Origin of the sequence: Streptomyces sp. NPDC057963, assembly GCF_042887155.1 — a bacterium.
In the GTDB taxonomy this organism is placed as follows: Bacteria; Actinomycetota; Actinomycetes; order Streptomycetales; family Streptomycetaceae; genus Streptomyces.
The window spans coordinates 83,776-102,630 of sequence record NZ_JBHVPX010000009.1 but is presented as its reverse complement, the minus strand read 5'-3'; the positions used below and the strand labels follow the sequence as shown (position 1 = coordinate 102,630).

Here is an 18,855-nt window from a genome sequence, read left to right as displayed (position 1 = left end):
GTCGATTTCCGCTGTTCAACGGCTTGTCCTGGCGGTTTCGCCGGACATAGCGTGCGCCTCCTGGTGCACGTGTGACGAGCCGCCCATGGATTCATCAGAGCCGGAGCGCTGACAGATGACTTCGTTCACAACAACTTCGAAGGAGGGCCGATGGGAATCGAAGTAGTCGTCGAAGGCCTCACGAAGTCCTTCGGCAAACAGAACATCTGGCAGGACGTCACCCTCACACTGCCCGCCGGCGAGGTGAGTGTGATGCTCGGGCCTTCCGGCACCGGAAAGACCGTCTTCCTGAAATCCATCATCGGTCTGCTCAAGCCCGAGCAGGGGCGCGTTCTCATCAACGGCGTAGACATGGTGAACAGCCCCGAGCGCGAGATCATGGAGACCCGCAAGCTCTTCGGGCTCATGTTCCAGGACGGCGCCCTCTTCGGCTCGATGTCGCTCTTCGACAACATCGCCTTCCCGCTGCGTGAGCACACCCGCAAGAAGGAATCGGAAATCCGCCGGATCGTCATGGAGAGGATCGACGTCGTCGGTCTCCTCGGCGCCGAGGACAAATTGCCCGGCGAAATATCCGGTGGTATGCGCAAGCGTGCCGGACTGGCCCGTGCCCTGGTCCTGGATCCGCAGATCATCCTCTGCGACGAACCGGACTCCGGACTCGACCCGGTCCGTACCGCCTACATCTCCCAGCTCCTCATCGATCTCAACGCGCAGATCGACGCGACGATGCTCATCGTCACCCACAACCTCGACATCGCGGCCACCGTCCCGGACAACATGGGCATGCTCTTCTGCCGCAACCTCGTCACCTTCGGGCCGCGCGAGGTGCTGCTCACCAGCGACGTGCCGGTCGTCTCCCAGTTCCTCGCGGGGCGCCGCGAGGGCCCCATCGGGATGGCCGAGGAGAAGGACGCCGCCACTCTCGCCGCCGAGGAGGTGAACGGCTACGGGGCCGGCATCAGTTCCGCCAACGCCCCGCGCACCGTCGTGCCGCAGCTGGAGCCGTCGCCCGGCATGCCCGTACGGCAGGCCGCCCTGCGCCGCCGGGAACGGGTCCTGTCGATGATGGGCCAGCTGCCGGAGGCCGCCCGCACGGCCATCATGAAGAGCTACGCCCCGGCCGCGGGCGGTGGGCGACCGTGACCGCCCCCATGCCGGTGCGGCCCCCCGAGCCGCCCGCGGCCGACGGGGCCGGCGCGAGCCCGCGGAAGACCCCGGAGCAGCGGCCTGCGACGCGGCTGCTGGCCCCGCTGCGCGAGACCGGGAAGCTGTTCTCCCTCGCCGGGACCGTGAGCCGCGAGATCTTCCGCAGGCCCTTCCAGGTACGGGAGTTCATCGAGCAGTTCTGGTTCGTCGCCAGCGTCACCATCCTGCCCGCGGCGCTCGTCTCCATTCCGTTCGGCGCGGTCATCGCCCTCCAGGTCGGCTCGCTGACCCAGCAGCTCGGCGCCCAGTCCTTCACCGGCGGCGCCAGCGTCCTCGCCGTCATCCAGCAGGCCAGCCCCATCATCGTGGCGCTGCTGATCTCCGGTGCGGCGGGCTCGGCCATCTGCGCGGACCTCGGCTCGCGGAAGATCCGCGAGGAACTCGACGCGATGGAGGTGATGGGCGTCTCGCCCATCCAGCGCCTCGTCGTCCCGCGCGTCCTCGCCACCATGCTCGTGGCCGTTCTGCTCAACGGCCTGGTCTCCGTGGTCGGCACACTCGGCGGCTACTTCTTCAACGTGATCCTGCAGCACGGCACCCCCGGGGCCTACCTCGCCAGCTTCTCCGCCCTCGCCCAGCTCCCCGACCTGTACATCAGCGAGGTCAAGGCGCTGATCTTCGGCTTCATCGCGGGCATCGTCGCCGCCTACCGCGGACTCAACCCGCGCGGCGGCCCCAAAGGTGTCGGCGACGCGGTCAACCAGTCCGTCGTCATCACCTTCATGCTGCTGTTCTTCGTGAACATGGTCCTCACGGCGATCTACCTCCAGATCGTCCCCGCGAAGGGGAGCTGACCCATGTCGATGCTCAGCTGGCTCGACCGATCGGGCGAACAACTCACCTTCTACGTACGTGCGTTGATCTGGATTCCCCGGACGCTGCGCCGCTATCTGCGCGAGGTCCAGCGGCTGCTGGCCGAAGTGGCGTTCGGCAGCGGCGGTCTCGGCGTCGTCGGCGGCACCATCGGCGTGATGATCGCGATGACCCTCTTCACCGGCACGGTCGTCGGCCTCCAGGGCTACGCCGCCCTCAACCAGATCGGCACCTCCGCCTTCACCGGCTTCATCTCCGCCTACTTCAACACCCGCGAGATCGCCCCGCTCGTCGCCGGACTCGCGCTCTCCGCGACCGTCGGCGCGGGCTTCACCGCCCAGCTCGGCGCGATGCGGATCAACGAGGAGGTCGACGCCCTGGAGGCGATGGGCGTACGGTCCATGCCGTACCTCGTCACCACCCGGATCATCGCCGGAGTCGTCGCGATCATCCCGCTCTACGCGATCGGGCTGCTCTCCTCGTACCTCGCGTCCCGCGCCATCACGGTCCTGTTCAACGGACAGTCCGCGGGCACCTACGACCACTACTTCGATCTCTTCCTCTCCCCGGACGACGTGCTGCTGTCGGTGCTCAAGGTGCTGATCTTCAGCGTGATGGTGATCCTCGCCCACTGCTACTACGGGTTCCACGCTACGGGCGGGCCCGCCGGGGTGGGGGTGGCCGTCGGCCGGTCGGTGCGCAACGCCATCGTGCTCATCAGCGTCACCGACTTCTTCCTCTCCCTCGCCATCTGGGGCGCCACGACGACGGTGAAGGTGGCCGGCTGATGCACGCACACCGGACGCAGACCGTCCGCCGCAGACTCGCCGGAGTCACCTTTCTCCTCGTGCCCGCCGTCCTCGTCTGGGTCTCGGTCTCGGTGTACAACAAGGACTTCACGGACGACGCCACCGTGACCGTACGCACCGGCAGTGTGGGCAACGAGATGCACGACAACGCGGATGTGAAGCTGCGCGGCGTCGTCGTCGGACAGGTCCGCTCGATCTCGGCCGACGGGGCCGGGGCCCGGCTCACCCTCGCCATCGAGCCCGGCAAGCTCGACCGCATCCCGGCCGATGTGACCGCCCAGATGCTGCCCACCACCCTCTTCGGGGAACGGTTCGTGGCACTCGTACCGCCCGAGGCGCCGTCCACGCAGACCCTGCGGGCCGGGGCCGTCATCCCGCAGGACCGCTCCAGCAACGCCATCGAGCTGGAGGAGGTCCTCGACAACGTCCTGCCGTTGCTGACCGCCGTCAAGCCGGAGAAGCTCGCCGCCACCCTCGGTGCGGTCTCCCAGGCGCTCGAAGGGCGCGGCGAGAAACTCGGCGACACCCTCCTCACGCTCGACGCCCACCTGAAGAAGTTCAACCCCCAACTGCCAACGCTCAACGCCGACATCAAGGAACTCGTCAAGGTGAGCAAGGTGTACGGGGACGCGGCCCCCGATGTCCTGGACGCGCTCACCGACTTCACCACCACCAGCGGCACCATCGCCGAACAGCAGGCGGAACTCGCCGACCTGTACGGGTCCACGACCGCCTCCGCGCAGGACATCACCTCCTTCCTCCAGGAGAACAAGGACAACCTGATCCGGCTCTCGGCCACAGGCCGGCCCACCCTGGAACTGCTGGCACGGTACGCGGACGAATTCCCCTGCACCCTGCGGACCATGGCCGGATTCGTCCCGGCCATGGACAAGGCGCTCGGCAAGGGCACCGACCGGCCGGGACTCCACGTCACCGTCAAGAGCGTGAAGTCCAAGGGCAAGTACGTACCCGGCAAGGACACCCCGGTGTACGACGCGACCGGTGGACCGCACTGCTACTCCGTCCCCTACGTCGGCCGGACCGTACCGACCGCGGACGCCCGGACGGCCGAGGCCGCCGGCCCGGAGGGCACCCCGGGCGCCGGCGAACCAGCCGGCGCCGCGCCCTCGGACCGGGACTCCGCCCTCGGCATGCCCAATTCCCCGCAGGAGAGCCGACTCGTCAACGAGCTGGTCGCTCCCTCACTGAAAGTCCAGCCGCAGACCCTGCCCGACTGGAGCAGCGTGCTCATCGGTCCGGCCTTCCGCGGTGCGGAGGTGAAGCTCAAGTGAAGCGCCGCTCTCTCGCCGGGCCGCTCGCGAAATCGATCGTCTTCATCGTGGTGACCGTTCTGGCCACCACGGTCCTCGCCCTGTCCATCGCCAATACGGGGGTCGGTGACACCACCACGTACAGGGCGAGGTTCACCGACGTCACCGGACTGGTCGTCGGCGACAGCGTCCGGATCGCCGGGGTGAAGGTCGGGCAGGTCGAGTCCATCGAGGTGGCCGACAAGCGGCTCGCCGAGGTCGGCTTCGCCGTCCGCAAGGGACGCAGGCTCCCCGCCTCCGTGACCGCCTCGATCAAGTACCTCAACATGGTCGGCCAGCGGTACATCGACCTCGGCCGGGGCGCCGGGCCGGTCGGCCGCAGCTTCGCCGCCGGAGCGACCATTCCGCTCTCCCGCACCACCCCGGCGCTCGATCTCACCCAGCTCTTCAACGGCTTCCAGCCGCTCTTCGAAGGGCTCTCCCCACCGGACGTCAACCAGCTCGCGGGCTCCATCGTCCAGGTGCTCCAGGGCGAGGGCGGCACCGTCGACAGCATCCTCCAGCACGTCGGCTCGCTGACCGGCACGGTCGCCGCCAAGGACAAGGTGATCGGTGAGGTGATCAAGAACCTCAACACGGTCCTGAAGACCGTCAACGACCGCGAGGCCGGCTTCGACGACCTCGTCGTCACACTCCAGAAACTCGTCACCGGCTTCGCCGGCGACCGCAAACCGCTCGGCCAGGCCGTCACCGCGATGGGCGCGCTCACCACCGTCACCGCGGACCTCCTCGACGACGGACGGAAGCCGCTCAAGGACGACATCAGACAACTCGGCCGGCTCTCCGACCAGTTGGACAAGGGAAAACCGCAGATCGAGAACTTCCTGCGGAAGACCCCCGCCAAGATGGAAGCGATCGGCCGCCTCGCCTCGTACGGCTCGTGGCTCAACCTCTACCTCTGCGAGGCCGAGGTCAGCGGCGTGACGACCGAGGACGGCAGCGCCCCGCCCACCGGCATCGCGATCACCCAGCCGAGGTGCCAGGCATGAGAATCACACCACTGCGGGAACGCAATCCCGTCGCCGTGGCCGTCGTCGGACTGCTCGTCCTGGCCCTCGTCGGCCTGGCCGCCTACCGCGCCGACTCGCTGCCCTTCATCGGCGGCGGCACGACCTACCGCGCCGACTTCACCGAATCCGCCGGGCTCGACGAGGGCGACGAGGTACGGGTCGCCGGAGTGAAGGTCGGCAAAGTCACCGGCGTCTCGCTGGACGGCTCCAAGGTGAAGGTCAGCTTCGAGGTGAAGGATGTCTGGATCGGCAACTCCTCCACCGTGGGGATCGCCATCAAGACCCTGCTGGGCGAGAAGTACCTCGCCGTCGACCCGCTGGGCGACGCGCCGCAGGATCCGGACGAGCGCATCACGGTGAGCCGCACCACCTCCCCGTACGACGTCACCCAGGCGTTCAACGGGCTCGGCGAGACCATCGGGGAGATCGACACCCAGCAGCTCGCCAAGAGCTTCGAGACGATCTCCGCCACCTTCAAGGACTCCCCGCCGGACGTGAAGAGCGCCGCCGACGGCCTCTCCGCCCTTTCGAGGACGGTCTCCGAACGCGACGCCCAGCTCGCCACCCTCCTCAAGGGCAGCAAGCAGCTCACCAAGACGCTCGCCGGCAAGAAGAGCAGCTTCGAAACCTTGCTGGAGGACGGCAATCTGCTCCTCGGCGAGATCCAGGCGCGCCGCGACTCCATCCACCTGCTGCTCACCGGAACCCGGAACCTGGGCACCCAGCTCACCGGCCTCGTCGAGGACAACGACAAGCAGCTGAAGCCGACCCTGGACTCGCTCGGCCGGGTCACCGCGGTCCTGGTGAAGAACCGCAAGAGCCTCGACAAGGTGCTGTCCCTCGCCGGTTCGTACAACCGGCTCGTCGGCAACACCCTCGGCAGCGGCCGGTGGTTCGACAACTACGTCTGCGGCGTCGTCCCGAAGAACTACCTGCCCGCCGGCACACCTCCGGCGACCGGATGCATGCCACCCCAGCAGCAAGGCGGCCGCTGACATGAGACTCACGCGCATCGTCGGCATCGGCGCCGGACTCGCCGTCGTGGCCGTCGCGGCCACCACCGGTGTGATGGCCGTGGACGACGAGGGAACCACGACCATCACCGCCTACTTCGACCAGGCCACCGGTGTGTACGCCGGTTCGGACCTGCGGATCCTCGGCGTCAGGGTCGGCCGGGTCGAATCGGTCACGCCGCGCGGCGACGGGGTCGGGGTCACCCTGCGGGTCGACAAGGGCGTCAAGGTCCCCAAGGAGGCACACGCCGTGGTCGTCGCCCCCAGCCTCGTCGCCGACCGCTACGTCCAGCTCGCCCCCGCGTACAACGGCGGACCGCAGATCGCGGACAACGCCGTACTGCCGGCAGCGAACAACGCCACACCCGTGGAGGTCGACCAGCTGTACGAGTCCATCACCAAGCTCTCCACGGCCCTCGGCCCCGACGGGGCCAACGCGGACGGTGCGCTCGCCGGTCTCCTCGACACCGGCGCGAAGAACCTCGACGGCAACGGGAAAGCCATCGGAAACTCCATCGAACAGTTCGGCAAGGCGACCAAGACCCTCGACAGGAGCAGCGGAAACCTCTTCGACACGCTGTCCTACCTCCAGACCTTCACCACCATGCTGAAGGACAACGACGGCAATGTGCGCGCCGCGGAACAGCAGCTCAACTCCGTCACCGGGTTCCTCGCCGACGACAAGGAGAACCTCGGCGCGGCGCTGAAGGAACTGGGCACCGCCCTGGCCCAGGTCAAGAGCTTCATCCAGAAGAACCGCGGCGCCCTGAAGGCGAACGTGGACGCCCTGGTACCGCTCACCCAGACCCTGGTCGACCAGCGCGCCTCGCTCGCCGAGTCGATGGACACGCTGCCGCTCGCCGCGGACAACGTGGTCAACGCCTACGACCCGGTGAACCGCACACTCAACGGCCGTACGAACCTCAATGAGCTCTCCATGGGCGGACCGCTCACCGAGGGGCCGGCCCCCGGGCTCGCGGGCCTGGCACCCGTGGACGGCAGGCGGCAGAAGGCGCTGCCGGCCCTGCCGCTCCCGCCCGTCGGCACCGTCTACGGCACCCCGGCGAAGACCGCCACGGACAAGAAGGGGGCGCACCGATGAGCCCGGCCCTGCGCAGACCCGGAGCCCGCACCACCGGCGTCGTCGCGGTGCTCGCGGTGGGTGTCGGCCTGGCCCTGGTCGCCACCGGTTCCGGCCTGCCGTCGTTCACCGGAATCGACCAGATACCACTGCCCGGTGGCGCCGACCTCGGCGACCACCCGTACGAGATCACCGCGGAATTCGCGGACGTGCTCAGCCTGGCCCCGCAGTCCTCGGTGAAGGTCAACGACGTCGCCGTCGGCCGCGTCACCAGGATCTCGCTGAGTCCGGGCGGCTGGAACGCCAAGGTCACCATGCGGGTCAACGGCAAGGTCGAACTGCCCGGGAACGCCTACGCCCACCTCGAACAGTCCAGCCTCCTCGGCGAGAAGTACATCCAGCTCTCACCGCCGGCGACCGGAACGGCCAGGGGCAGGCTCGCCGACGGGGACCGGATCCCGCTGAACCGGACCAACCGCAACCCCGAGGTCGAAGAGGTCTTCGGTGCCCTGTCGATGCTCCTCAACGGCGGTGGCGTCAACCAGCTCAAGACCATCACCACCGAGCTCAACAAGGCGCTCGCCGGACAGGAACCCCAGGTCCGCTCCATGCTGAACCGGGTCGACACCCTGGTCACGAACCTGGACGGCCACAGGGGAGACATCACCGACGCGCTCGACGGCGTCAACCGGCTCTCCGCCACCCTCGCCACCCGCAAACAGGACGTCGGAACGGTCCTCACCGGGCTCAGCCCCGGCCTGAAGGTCCTGGAGAAGCAGCGCGGTTCGCTCCTCACCATGCTCCGCTCGCTCGACACCCTCTCCACCGTCGCCGTCGACACGATCAACAGGAGCAAGGCCGACATGGTCGCCGACCTCAAGGCCATCGCCCCCAGCCTCAAGGCGCTCGCCGACTCCGGCAGCGACCTGCCGGACTCCCTCCAGGTGCTGCTCACCTACCCGTTCACGGACGAGGTGCTGCGCGGGGTCAAGGGCGACTACCTCAACGTCTACCTGGATGTGACGGCCATGCCCGGCACACAGATCATTCCGGCGCTCGACCCGGACGCCACCCCGCCCCCCGCGAGCGCTACGAGCAAGAACTCCGCCCCGGAGCTGCCGCTGCCGCTTCCCTCGGTACCGGTGCCGGACACGAAGGGGGGCAGCCGGTGATCACCCTCGCCATCCGGCTGAAGAACATCACCTTCCTGATCATCGCGGTGCTCGTCCTCGGCTATCTCGGAGTGCGGTACGCCGACCTCGGCCACTACCTCGGCATGCGCGGCTACTACACCGTCACGGTCCAGCTCCCGCGGACCGGGGGGCTGTACACCCACTCCGACGTCACCTACCGAGGGGTCTCCGTGGGCCGGGTCGGGCCGATCGAGCTCACCGACGACGGGGTCGAGGCCGAACTGCGCATCGAGAAGGACGCCCCGAGGATCCCGGACGGCCTCAAGGCCGTCGTCGCCAACCTCTCGGCGGTCGGCGAGCAGTACGTCGACCTGCGGCCCACCCGTACCGACGGCCCGTACCTGGCGAACGGCTCCGTGATCGACCAGGCCGACACCACCGTTCCCGCCCCCGTCACCAACGTCCTCACCAGCGTCAACGACCTGGCGGGCTCCGTCGATCTGGAATCCCTGCGCACGGTCGTCGACGAGTTCGGCACCGCTTTCGAAGGGCGCGGCGACGATCTCAAGGTCCTCCTGGACACCGGGAGCGACTTCGTCCGGGCGGCCGACGACGCGCTGCCCGTCAACACCCGGCTGATGGCCGACGGCGAGACCGTGCTGCGTACCCAGGCCGAACAGGGCGAGGCGCTCAAGGGCTTCGCCTCCGGGGCCGAGCAACTGGCCGCCGAACTCAAGGGATCCGACACCGACCTGCGCAGGCTGATCGCGGTCGCACCCGACGCCACCGGCCAGATCAGCGGACTGGTGCGGGACCTCGACCCGAGCTTCGGCGTCGTCGTCGCCAACCTCCTCACCACCTCCGAGGTCGCCGTCACCCGCCAGCGCGGACTGGAGGAACTCCTGGTGAGACTGCCCGCTGTGGCGGCCGCGGGATCGAGCGCGGTGGACGAGAACGGCGCGCGGTTCGGCATGTCGGTCACCTTCTTCGAACCCCTGCCCTGCACCGCCGGATACGGCTCCACGGTGTACCGCAACGGTCTCGACACCTCGGCCGGGCCGCCCGCCGACACCAAGGCCCGCTGCACCTCCTCGCCCGGCACCGGCATCAACGTCCGGGGCAGCGCCAACGCGCCGAAGGGCGGCGCCGTGCCCGAGCCCGCCAAGCCCGGATCGATGCTCCTCGGACACGGCTCGGCGGACCGGCTCCCGGGCGCGCTCGGCGTCACCGGGGACACCGCTCCGGCGGCCGGCGGGATGGCCGGCCTGCTGGGACTCGGACAGGGGGGCGGCGCATGACGTCCCGCACGAAGACCCTGAGCGGCTGGGCGGCGCTCCTCGCCGCCGCGGTGATCTGTGCACTCGGCGGCTGGTCGTACGCCGACGCGCGCGGCGACGAGGACCTGGCGTACGCGAAGAACCGCGATGCCGCGCTGGCCGACGGAAAGCGCGACCTCGCCCGGCTGAACAGCCTCGACGGCAAGAACGCCCGGAGCGTCGACGCGGGCCTCGGGGCCTGGCTCGATTCCTCGACCGGGCCGCTGCACGACCAGTTGCGGCGCACCCGGAGCAAGGACGCGGGCGAACTGGCGAAATCCGGTTCCACCGCACGCGGCAAGGTCACCGACGCGGCGCTCACGGCACTCGACGAGCGCACCGGTACGGCGGAACTCATCGCGACCGTCGACGTCGACGTCACCCCGCGCACCGGAAAGGGCGGCGTCGAACGCAAACGCTTCGAGGCCACGCTCGCCCGGACCGCGGACGGCTGGAAGGTCAAGGCGCTCACGGCGATCGGGGTCGGGGGCGGCGCATGAAGGAGCGGGGAGGAACGGCGGTCGTGAGTACGGACGTGGACACGGAAGCCGCCGAGGACACGGCGGAGCTCGACGCAGCCGCGGGCGAGGACGGCGCGGACCTGCCCGAATCCGGTCGCCGGTGGCCCCGCGTCGTGGCGGCGGCCTTGGCCGTCGCGCTTCTCGCGGCCGGCGGCGGACTCTTCGCCGCGGGCAGGCAGGTGCGCGACACCCCCGCCGCCTCGAACCGGGCGCTGACCGACAGTGCGGCGACCACCCGGGTCGCCGGCGACGTCAGCAACGCGCTCGGCAAGGTCTTCTCCTACAGTCCGCAGGCCACCGGTGTCACCAAGGAGGCGGCGAAGCAACTCCTGGCAGGCCAGGCACTCCAGCAGTACGCGGCCCTGTTCGGCCAGGTCGAGAAGCAGGCCGCCGACCAGAAGCTGACGCTCACCACCCATGTCGTACGCGCCGGAGTGACCCGGCTGACGGAAGACAGCGCCCACCTTCTCGTCTTCCTCGACCAGGTCTACGAACGCGAAGGCAGGCCGGCCACCACGGCGGCGGCGCAGCTCTCCGTCACGGCCGAACTGCGGGACGGCCACTGGACCGTCGTCGAGATCACCTCCAGATAGCAGAGCCCACACTCGTCCAGTTCAGCACGGATCGGCCGCAGGGAGAGACAGCAATGGCACGGGTACGGATGACGAGGAATCCGCTGACGGCGGTGGCGGTCGTGCTCACGCTCGCGGCAGCCGTCGCGGCCGGCTGGGGCGGAGTGTCCCGGTACGACGCCGGGCACGACGCGTCGGCGGCGTACGCGCAGGCCCGCGACGACGCGCTGGCCGCCGGCGAGCAGGCCGTGCAGAACATGAACACCCTGGACCACCGGAAGCTGGAGAAGGGCCTCGACAGCTGGGAGGACTCCACCACCGGTGATCTGCACAAGCAACTCGTCGACGGGCGCGACGTGTTCGTGAAGCAGATCCGGCAGGCGAAGACCGTCAGCACGGCCCAGGTCCTGTCCGGGGCGGTGACCGAACTCGACGACCGGGCCGGCAAGGCCGGCGTCATGGTGGCGCTGCGGGTCACCGTGACCGCGCCGAAGGGCAAGCCCGCGGTGAAGGAGAGCCGGATGCTCGGGCAGCTCACCCGTACCTCCGAGGGGTGGAAGCTCAACGCCCTCGGCCAGGCACCCGTCGGCAACACGGCCGGCTGACGCCCCGACTGCCACCCCGTCACCCGAGAGGACCCCGGACATGTCGACGACCCGCCACCTCGTCAACCGCCAGCGCCGTCTGGCCACCGCCGCCGCGGAACGCGCCACCACGACCGCGCCGCCGCGCAAGCCCGAGCCCCCGGGCCCCTCGCACGACGGGCCCGGGGGGAGCGCGGCCGCTCGGGACACCACCGCCGACGCGGTCACCGACGACACCGGCCCGGGGGAGGACCGGGAGGGGGAGCAGGAGGAGGCGGAAGGGCGCCGCGAGCCGTGGCGCCGCCTGCGTGTCCGGCTGCCCGCCGTCCTCTGCGCCCTCACCGTGCTCCTCGGCGCCTTCGCCGCCTGGGCGTTCGGCTCGGCCGCGAGCCTGCGCGACGACCCGGCCCGGCAGAACGCGGCCCTGACCGACATCAGCCGTACCAGCGAGGTGAAGGGGCAGATCTCCGAGGCGGTGGGCGCGGTGTTCTCCTACACCTACGCCTCACCGGCCAAGTCCGAGCGCGCGGCGAAGAGTTACCTGGTCGGCAAGGCCGTCCGGCAGCACGAGGACATGCTCGCCCAGGTACGCGCCCAGGGCCAGAAGCAGAAACTCGTGCTGACCACGACCGTCACGGACAGCGGTGTGGAACTCCTCGACGGCGACCGGGCCCGGCTGCTGATCTTCGCCGACCAGAGCAACACCCGTACCGGCACGTCCGACGAGACGACCTACGCGGCGGCCATGTTCGCCGTGGACGCCGTTCGCCGCGGTGGCACCTGGCGGATCTCCGGCATCGATACGTTCGCCCGGTGACCCGGGGGAGAGGGGAGCACGCATGAGGTTCAACGGCACCATGCGCCGCGGACTCGGCGGCACGGCAGCCGCGGTCGCCGCGATGGCCGCGCTCACCGCGTCCCAGGCACCGGGACTCGTCCACCACGAACAGACCGCGAAGGAGCGCCACGAGGCCGACGAGGTCAGGTGGACCCACGTGGCCAACGACGACTCGTACCACACCGAACTGCCGCCGCTGCAGTCGCCGGAGCCGCCGCGGGCCGGCGTGAAGCAGAGCCCGGCCGTCGCCCGCTCCTGGGCCGAGGCGGGCATTCCGGCCACGGTGCTCGCCGCCTACCGCAAGGCGGAGACAGCACTGGGACGCACCGACCCCGGCTGCCGGCTGCCGTGGCAACTGCTCGCCGCGATCGGCAAGGTCGAGTCCGGCCAGGCCGGCGGTGGACGGGTCGACGCCCATGGCACCACGCTCGGCCCGATCCTCGGACCGGTGCTCAACGGCGACGGTTTCGCCACCGTCCGCGACACCGACGGGGGCGTGTACGACGGTGACCGGACGTACGACCGGGCGGTCGGCCCGATGCAGTTCATCCCGTCCACCTGGGCCCACTGGGGCAAGGACGGCAACGGTGACGGGCGCCGCGATCCCAGCAACATCTACGACGCCGCCCTGGCCGCCGGGTACTACCTCTGTGCCGGACCGCGCGATCTGTCGGTGAAGGCCGATCTGGACCGCGCGATCCTCAGCTACAACCACTCGGACACCTATCTGCGCACGGTGCTGTCCTGGCTGGAGTTCTACCGCAAGGGCATTCACCCGGTGGCCGACGGCAAGGGCACCGTCCCGAAGAGCCCGGGGGCGGGCGGGCCGAACAAGCCGGCGCACCCGGTGGGCGGTCCCGGCGCTCCGGGCGGCGGCATCATCGTGGGCCCGCAGCCCGGCGGTTCGCACGGTCCCTCGCCCTCCGCGTCCCCCAAACCCTCCGGCTCACCGAGCGGCTCCCCGGATCCGACCGGCTCCCCGGACCCCACCGATTCGGGCACCGGCTCACCCGATCCGACCGGCAGCGGCCCGGCCACCCCGGACCCCGGCACGAGCCCCGACCCCGGCACCTCGGAGCCCACTCCGGGCTGTCCGACGGACACGCCGTCACCGGATCCGACCGAATCGGCCGGGACCACCGAGCCCCCGTCCCCCGGACCCGGCACGACCGAGGAGCCGTGCCCCACGCCCTCGGACTCAGCGCCCGCCGGCTGACAGCACCTCGGCCAGGTCGTACCGCACCACCTCTTCCAGCTGCGCGTACGTGCAGCTGTCCGGGGTGCGGTCCGGCCGCCACCGGCGGAACTGGGCGGTGTGCCGGAACCGGTCGCCCTCCATGTGGTCGTACGCCACCTCGCAGACCCGTTCCGGACGCAGCGCCACCCACGACTGGTCCTTCTTCCCGGACCAGCGGCTCGGCGTCCCGGGCAGCCGGGCGTGTTCGTGTGCCTCGGCGTCCGCCCACGCCGCCCACGGATGGCCGGTGAAGTCGATGCGCAGCGGCTCCAGCTCCGCGGCCAGCTCCTGGCGCCGTCTCATCGGGAAGGCTGCACAGACCCCGACGTGCTGCAGGACGCCCGCGGAGTCGTGCAGGCCGAGCAGCAGCGAGCCGACGACCGGGCCGCTCTTGTGGGGGCGGTACCCCGCCACCACGCAGTCGGCGGTCCGCTCGTGCTTGATCTTGTACATCACCCGGGTGTCGGGGCGGTACGGCAGATCGAGCGGCTTGGCGACCACTCCGTCGAGCCCCGCGCCCTCGTAGTGGTCGAACCACTGCTGGGCGAGCGCCGGGTCGGTGGTCGCCGGTGCGAGGTGGACGGGGGGCGAGGCGCCGGACAGGGCCGCCTCCAGTACCGCACGCCGGTCGGACTGCCGGAGGGAGAGCAGCGAATCGTCGCCCACCGCCAGGATGTCGAAGGCGACCAGACTGGCTGGGGTCCGCTCGGCGAGCAGCCGCACCCGGGAATCGGCGGGGTGGATGCGCTCGCTGAGCCGGTCGAAGTCGAGCCTGCCGCCGTGGGCGACGACGATCTCACCGTCGATCACACAGCGCGGCGGCAGATTGCCGCGGACGGCGGTGACCAGCTCGGGGAAGTAGCGGGTGAGCGGCTTCCCGGTACGGCTGCCGATCACCACCTCGTCGCCGTCGCGGTGCACGATCGCGCGGAAGCCGTCCCACTTGGCCTCGTACTGCATACCGGGCGGGATCGTGGAGACGGACTTGGCGAGCATCGGCTTCACAGGCGGCATCACCGGCAGATCCATGACCGTGATTGTCGCCCATGAGTGCGGATAAATCTCCCGATATGCGGCATATGTGAACCCGGCCTACCGTGACCGTCATGGGTGCAGCGGGAACAGCGGTGGAGCTGGAAGCCGACGGACGGTCCGTACGGCTGTCCAGTCCGGACAAGGTCTATTTTCCGGAGAAGGGCTACACGAAGAGGGACGTGGCCGAGTACTTCCTGGCCGTGGGCCCCGGCATCACGCGCGCCCTGCGCGATCGGCCGACCACCCTCCAGCGCTTCGTGGACGGTGTCGACGGAGAGTCCTTCTACCAGAAGCGGGCCCCGAAGAACCTTCCCGACTGGATCCCCACCGCCCGGATCGACTTCCCCAGCGGCCGTTCCGCCGACGAGATCTGCCCCACCGGGCTCGCCGCCGTCATCTGGGCGGCCAACCTCGGCACGCTCACCTTCCACCCCTGGCCGGTCCGCGCCGGCGACACCGACCACCCGGACGAACTGCGCATCGACCTCGACCCGCAGCCGGGAACGGACTACGCCGACGCGGTACGGGCCGCCCATGAGCTGCGGTCCGTCCTCGACGACCACGGCCTGCGCGGCTGGCCCAAGACCTCCGGCGGCCGGGGCATCCACGTCTTCGTCCCCATCGAGCCGCGGTGGACCTTCACCGGGGTCCGCCGCGCCGCCATCGCCGCCGGGCGCGAACTGGAACGCCGGATGCCGGACCGGGTGACCACCGCCTGGTGGAAGGAGGAGCGCGGCGAGCGGATCTTCGTCGACTACAACCAGACCGCCCGGGACCGCACGATCGCCTCCGCCTACTCCGTACGCCCCTTCCCGCACGCCCCGGTCTCGGCCCCGCTGCGCTGGGAGGAGATCGACGACGCCGAACCGCGCGACTTCGACATCAGGACGATGCCGAAGCGCTGTGCCGAGGCCGGCGACGTCCACGCGGACATGGACGAGCACGCCTTCCGGCTCGACGGGCTGCTGGAACTGGCCGACCGGGACGAGCGGGAGCACGGGCTCGGCGACCTGCCGTACCCGCCGGAGTACCCGAAGATGCCGGGCGAGCCCAAGCGGGTCCAGCCCAGCCGGGCCCGGCACGCCGAGGACGGCGATGCATGAGCGCACCGGACCTGGAGCCCGTCACCCCCCGCGGGAAACATGGCCGGCCCCCGGCCCGCGGTGACCGATGGGCGGCGTTCAAGGCGTCCCCGTATCTGCCCGCCGTCGTACTCCTGTTCATCATCGCGGCCGCGGCCGGGCTCTTCGCGGGCTCCTACACGTACGCGATGGCCAACCCGACCCCGCGCAACATCCCGGCCGCCGTGGTCGGCCACCTCGGCACGGCGCGCGACAGGGTCTTCCTCGACCGGCTGGAGGGCGCGCTCGACGCCTCGCTGGTGCTGCACGAGTACGCCACCGAAGCCGGGGCCCGCATCGCGCTGGAGGAGCAGAAGGTCTTCGCCGTCCTGCGGCCCGAGAACGGCGGCGTCGGCCTGGACGTCGCGAGCGCGTCGGGGGCCTCGGTCGCCCAGTTGCTCGCCGAGTCCACGCTGAAGGTGGGGGAGGCGGCCCATGTGCCGGTGAAGGTCACGGACGTGAAGCCCCTGCAGCGGGGCGACCCGCGCGGCCTCGCCCTCTTCTACATCTCGCTCGCCGCGGTGATCGTCGGGTTCATCGGCGCGATCCAGCTGAGCGTGCACGCCAAGGCGCTGGAGCCCCTGGAGCGGGTCGGGTTCACCGTCGCCTACTCCCTGCTCGGCGGGTTCGCGATCGCCGCCGTGGTGGACTGGCTGCTCGGCTCCGTCGACCTGCCGTTCGTCCAGTCGTGGTTGATCCTCGCCTTCACCATGTTCACCACGGGCATGGTCTTCACCATGTTCAACACCCTGATCGGGCGCTGGGCGATGATCCCCACCTGGGGGCTGATGGTGATGCTCGGAAACCCGTCCTCCGGTGGGGCGGTGTCCTGGCCGCTGCTGCCGTCGGTGCTCGGCTTCATCGGCCGCTGGCTCCCGCCGGGCGCCTCGGTCAACGCCCAGCACGCCGCCGTCTACTACCCGGGGCACCAGCGGGTCTTCCCGTACCTGGTCCTCGCCGGCTGGGCGCTGGTCTCCTGCACGGTGTTCTGGGTGTGGCGCCACCGGCACCCCGGTGGCCGTGACCACATGCCCCTGCACGCGGCCACGGCCACCTGACGCCGGTCCGGGCTACAGCTCCTTGATCCGGATGTCGCGGTACGAGACCACGTCCGCGGTGCTGTGGACCTGGAGTCCGATGTAACCGGAGGCGTACCGCCGGCCGTCGGTGCCCGGGTCGTCGCCCCGCGGCGGCTCGAAGACCTGGCCGCCGTTGTTGTCGAACTCGTTCAGCAGGACGCCGTTGCGGTAGACGGAGTAGTGCTGGTCCACCACCCGGATCTCGTAGTCGTTCCAGGTGCCCTTGGCAGTGACCCCGGCGCCGGCCAGGCCGATCCGGTCGAAGCCGTAGACGGAGCCGGTCTTGTACATGTCGCCGTCCGGGCGGTCGAGGATCTGCACCTCGTGCCCGTACTTGATGGCGACCCACTCCGGTCGTGACTCCTCGGGGTTGCCGTGGACGTTCGGGAAGCGCACGAACACCCCGCTGTTGGCGTTGCCCGTGCCGGGAGCGTCGTCGCGCCACTGGAGCTTCAGCGAGAAGTCGCCGTACTGCCGGCCCGGGAACCAGAGCATGCCCATGCCGTCCACCGCGGTGGAGCTGGTGATGGTGCCGTCGGCGTTGAGCCCGAACCTGCCGCCGCCCACCTGCTGCCACTTGGCGAAGGACGCCGCCGTGCCGTCGAAGAGCTTCTTGTAGCCCTCGTCCTGGCCCGGCCCGCCGATCCCCGACTGCTTGGCCGCCCGGTAGATCAGCTTGTGCTCGCGGGCGTCGATCACGCCGGCGGTGAGCAGCTTGTCGAGGACGCCGTCCACGTGCTTGAGGAACAGGGCGTGCGACGACCAGTCCTTCTCGTCCTCGATGAGCTCATTGATGGTGCAGCGGTTGCCGGTGATGCGGTTGGGAACCCCGGTGTCGACCGTGCCGACGATGACGGTGAGCCGCTCGTCGAACTCCGGGCAGTTCGGCGCCGGCACGCCGCCGCTCGCGGCGACGGTGAACGACACCTGCTTCGCCAGGGAGGTGTTGCCGGCCTTGTCCGTCGCCCGGTGGGCGACGGTGTGATAGCCGACGCGGTCGACGACGACGGTGGCGGTGTACGCGAGGTACGGGCCGCCGTCGAGCGAGTACTCGATCCTGTCCACGCCGGACTCGGTGTCGGTCGCCGTGACGGTCACCTCGGCGCTGGTGATGTAGGCGTTGTCGGAGTTCTTGTCCCCCTCGACCCTCGCCGAGGTCTCCGGCGGCGTCCTGTCCTGCGTCGGCGGGGCGACGACGGTGAAGCCGACCGACTTCCCGGCCGCCGCGTTGCCCGCCCTGTCGGTGGCCCGGTAGCGGACCGTGTGGGTGCCGGTCTCGTGCACCATCACGGGCGCGGTGTACGGCTGCCAGGCGCCGTCCGCCCCGACCGCGTACTCGATGGTGTTGACGCCGGACCCGGTGTCGGAGGCGGTCACGGTGACCGTCGCCATCCCCAGGTACCGCCCCTGGTCGTCCTTCTCGCCGGACACGGTCGCCGAGGTCTCCGGCGGTGTCGTGTCGTCCGTCGGCGGTGCGGCGACCGTGAAGCCGACGGATTTCTCGGCCGCGGCGTTGCCCGCCTTGTCGGTGGCCCGGTAGCGGATCGTGTGCGCGCCGACCTCGTTCACCACGACCGGGGTGGTGTACGGCTGCCAGGCGCCGTCCGCCCCGACCGCGTACTCGACGGTGTCGACACCCGAGCCGTCGTCGGTCGCCGAGACGGTGACCACCGCCTGGCCGATGTACGCGCCGTCGGCGTTCTTGTCGCCGTCGACCTTCGCCGAGGTCTCGGGCGCGGTGGTGTCCGTACCGCCGCCGTCCGTCACGGTCAGGATGCCCTGCATCGCCTCGTGCCCCGGCATGGTGCAGTGGTAGAAGTACCGGCCGGGGGAGAGCGTGACCTCGGCGGTGTGCCTGCCGCCCTGGTCGTCGGCCGGGTTGGCCAGGATGTTCAGCGTGACGTCGTTGTTGAACTCCGGGTCCGAGACGCTGAAGGTCAGGGTGTGCGGCATCCCCGTGGTGTTGCCGGTCGCCGCGCTGTTCTCGAAGACGATGGTCGCCTTCCCCGCCACCGCGGTCTTCGGAGCGGACAGATAGTGGTCGATGGGGTCGCCCGCCGTCCAGGTGAGGACCTGGTCGGCCGCCGCGGCGGCCGGAGCCGCCGTACGGCCGTACGCCGCCGTCGAGGTCAGCCCCAGCACCATCAGGAACG

General features: G+C 70.2%; 18 protein-coding genes. 16 read left to right on the top strand and 2 right to left on the bottom strand.

All coding sequences use genetic code 11. The features are described 5' to 3' along the window. Window positions 1–150 precede the first annotated feature (150 nt). Genes ACFVT1_RS22040 through ACFVT1_RS21975 form a run of 14 tightly spaced genes read left to right on the top strand, consistent with a single transcriptional unit; the run spans window position 151 to window position 13,446 of the window. Complete coding sequence (locus ACFVT1_RS22040) at window positions 151–1,146, top strand: ABC transporter ATP-binding protein (protein WP_389797981.1); 996 nt, start codon at window positions 151–153, stop codon at window positions 1,144–1,146. Next, the gene (locus ACFVT1_RS22035) at window positions 1,143–2,003 is read left to right on the top strand and encodes an MlaE family ABC transporter permease (RefSeq protein WP_389797978.1); all 861 of its coding nucleotides are present in this window, start codon (window positions 1,143–1,145) and stop codon (window positions 2,001–2,003) included. The genes ACFVT1_RS22040 and ACFVT1_RS22035 overlap by 4 nt, the downstream gene beginning before the upstream one ends. Window positions 2,004–2,006: 3 nt before the next feature. After that, window positions 2,007–2,810: an MlaE family ABC transporter permease gene (locus ACFVT1_RS22030; RefSeq protein WP_389797976.1), complete on the top strand. Its 804-nt coding sequence runs from the start codon at window positions 2,007–2,009 to the stop codon at window positions 2,808–2,810. Then, window positions 2,810–4,123, top strand: a complete 1,314-nt coding sequence (locus ACFVT1_RS22025; RefSeq protein WP_389797973.1) for an MCE family protein — start codon at window positions 2,810–2,812, stop codon at window positions 4,121–4,123. Before ACFVT1_RS22030 ends, ACFVT1_RS22025 begins: the two co-directional genes overlap by 1 nt. After that, window positions 4,120–5,151, top strand: coding sequence for an MCE family protein (locus ACFVT1_RS22020; RefSeq protein ID WP_389797970.1), 1,032 nt, complete (start codon window positions 4,120–4,122; stop codon window positions 5,149–5,151). The genes ACFVT1_RS22025 and ACFVT1_RS22020 overlap by 4 nt, the downstream gene beginning before the upstream one ends. After that, a complete protein-coding gene (locus ACFVT1_RS22015) occupies window positions 5,148–6,167 on the top strand; it encodes an MCE family protein (RefSeq protein ID WP_389797968.1) in 1,020 nt (339 codons plus the stop codon). Before ACFVT1_RS22020 ends, ACFVT1_RS22015 begins: the two co-directional genes overlap by 4 nt. Window position 6,168: 1 nt before the next feature. Beyond that, a complete protein-coding gene (locus ACFVT1_RS22010) occupies window positions 6,169–7,287 on the top strand; it encodes an MCE family protein (protein WP_389797966.1) in 1,119 nt (372 codons plus the stop codon). Next, window positions 7,284–8,438, top strand: a complete 1,155-nt coding sequence (locus tag ACFVT1_RS22005) for an MCE family protein (RefSeq protein ID WP_389797964.1) — start codon at window positions 7,284–7,286, stop codon at window positions 8,436–8,438. Before ACFVT1_RS22010 ends, ACFVT1_RS22005 begins: the two co-directional genes overlap by 4 nt. Next, window positions 8,435–9,697 (top strand): MCE family protein, encoded by a 1,263-nt coding sequence (locus tag ACFVT1_RS22000; protein WP_389797962.1) that lies wholly within the window; start codon window positions 8,435–8,437, stop codon window positions 9,695–9,697. Before ACFVT1_RS22005 ends, ACFVT1_RS22000 begins: the two co-directional genes overlap by 4 nt. Beyond that, window positions 9,694–10,215 (top strand): hypothetical protein, encoded by a 522-nt coding sequence (locus tag ACFVT1_RS21995; protein WP_389797960.1) that lies wholly within the window; start codon window positions 9,694–9,696, stop codon window positions 10,213–10,215. The genes ACFVT1_RS22000 and ACFVT1_RS21995 overlap by 4 nt, the downstream gene beginning before the upstream one ends. Then, window positions 10,212–10,829: a hypothetical protein gene (locus ACFVT1_RS21990; RefSeq protein ID WP_389797958.1), complete on the top strand. Its 618-nt coding sequence runs from the start codon at window positions 10,212–10,214 to the stop codon at window positions 10,827–10,829. Before ACFVT1_RS21995 ends, ACFVT1_RS21990 begins: the two co-directional genes overlap by 4 nt. 53 nt (window positions 10,830–10,882) lie before the next feature. Next, complete coding sequence (locus ACFVT1_RS21985; protein WP_389797956.1) at window positions 10,883–11,413, top strand: hypothetical protein; 531 nt, start codon at window positions 10,883–10,885, stop codon at window positions 11,411–11,413. Between the two features lie 40 nt (window positions 11,414–11,453). Then, entirely contained in the window at window positions 11,454–12,209 is a 756-nt protein-coding gene (locus ACFVT1_RS21980) for a hypothetical protein (protein ID WP_389797953.1), read from the top strand. A gap of 22 nt (window positions 12,210–12,231) precedes the next feature. Beyond that, window positions 12,232–13,446: a lytic murein transglycosylase gene (locus ACFVT1_RS21975; protein WP_389797950.1), complete on the top strand. Its 1,215-nt coding sequence runs from the start codon at window positions 12,232–12,234 to the stop codon at window positions 13,444–13,446. Here the strand turns inward: ACFVT1_RS21975 and ACFVT1_RS21970 are convergent. Next, on the bottom strand, window positions 13,429–14,496 hold the full coding sequence (locus tag ACFVT1_RS21970; protein ID WP_389797948.1) for an ATP-dependent DNA ligase: 1,068 nt from the start codon (window positions 14,494–14,496) through the stop codon (window positions 13,429–13,431). The genes ACFVT1_RS21975 and ACFVT1_RS21970 overlap by 18 nt on opposite strands. 98 nt (window positions 14,497–14,594) lie before the next feature. On the opposite strand from ACFVT1_RS21970, the gene ligD reads away from it, so the two are divergent. Both ligD and ACFVT1_RS21960 read left to right on the top strand, forming a co-directional pair. Next, window positions 14,595–15,605, top strand: coding sequence for a non-homologous end-joining DNA ligase (gene ligD / locus ACFVT1_RS21965; protein WP_389798454.1), 1,011 nt, complete (start codon window positions 14,595–14,597; stop codon window positions 15,603–15,605). Continuing rightward, entirely contained in the window at window positions 15,602–16,681 is a 1,080-nt protein-coding gene (locus ACFVT1_RS21960) for an ABC transporter permease (RefSeq protein ID WP_389797945.1), read from the top strand. The genes ligD and ACFVT1_RS21960 overlap by 4 nt, the downstream gene beginning before the upstream one ends. A gap of 12 nt (window positions 16,682–16,693) precedes the next feature. Here the strand turns inward: ACFVT1_RS21960 and ACFVT1_RS21955 are convergent, their stop codons facing one another. Beyond that, the gene (locus ACFVT1_RS21955) at window positions 16,694–18,847 is read right to left on the bottom strand and encodes an OmpL47-type beta-barrel domain-containing protein (protein WP_389798451.1); all 2,154 of its coding nucleotides are present in this window, start codon (window positions 18,845–18,847) and stop codon (window positions 16,694–16,696) included. Window positions 18,848–18,855 lie beyond the last annotated feature (8 nt).

Bases quoted from the DNA above. Each gene is read 5' to 3' on its own strand.
- ACFVT1_RS21970 (WP_389797948.1), bottom strand. From the start codon at position 14,496: ATGGATCTGCCGGTGATGCCGCCTGTGAAGCCGATGCTCGCCAAGTCC.
- ACFVT1_RS21990 (WP_389797958.1), top strand. From the start codon at position 10,212: ATGAAGGAGCGGGGAGGAACGGCGGTCGTGAGTACGGACGTGGACACG.
- ACFVT1_RS22040 (WP_389797981.1), top strand. From the start codon at position 151: ATGGGAATCGAAGTAGTCGTCGAAGGCCTCACGAAGTCCTTCGGCAAA.
- ACFVT1_RS21980 (WP_389797953.1), top strand. From the start codon at position 11,454: ATGTCGACGACCCGCCACCTCGTCAACCGCCAGCGCCGTCTGGCCACC.
- ACFVT1_RS22005 (WP_389797964.1), top strand. From the start codon at position 7,284: ATGAGCCCGGCCCTGCGCAGACCCGGAGCCCGCACCACCGGCGTCGTC.
- ACFVT1_RS22030 (WP_389797976.1), top strand. From the start codon at position 2,007: ATGTCGATGCTCAGCTGGCTCGACCGATCGGGCGAACAACTCACCTTC.
- ACFVT1_RS21985 (WP_389797956.1), top strand. From the start codon at position 10,883: ATGGCACGGGTACGGATGACGAGGAATCCGCTGACGGCGGTGGCGGTC.
- ACFVT1_RS22010 (WP_389797966.1), top strand. From the start codon at position 6,169: ATGAGACTCACGCGCATCGTCGGCATCGGCGCCGGACTCGCCGTCGTG.
- ACFVT1_RS22025 (WP_389797973.1), top strand. From the start codon at position 2,810: ATGCACGCACACCGGACGCAGACCGTCCGCCGCAGACTCGCCGGAGTC.
- ACFVT1_RS21955 (WP_389798451.1), bottom strand. From the start codon at position 18,847: ATGGTGCTGGGGCTGACCTCGACGGCGGCGTACGGCCGTACGGCGGCT.
- ACFVT1_RS21960 (WP_389797945.1), top strand. From the start codon at position 15,602: ATGAGCGCACCGGACCTGGAGCCCGTCACCCCCCGCGGGAAACATGGC.
- ACFVT1_RS21995 (WP_389797960.1), top strand. From the start codon at position 9,694: ATGACGTCCCGCACGAAGACCCTGAGCGGCTGGGCGGCGCTCCTCGCC.
- ACFVT1_RS21975 (WP_389797950.1), top strand. From the start codon at position 12,232: ATGAGGTTCAACGGCACCATGCGCCGCGGACTCGGCGGCACGGCAGCC.
- ACFVT1_RS22015 (WP_389797968.1), top strand. From the start codon at position 5,148: ATGAGAATCACACCACTGCGGGAACGCAATCCCGTCGCCGTGGCCGTC.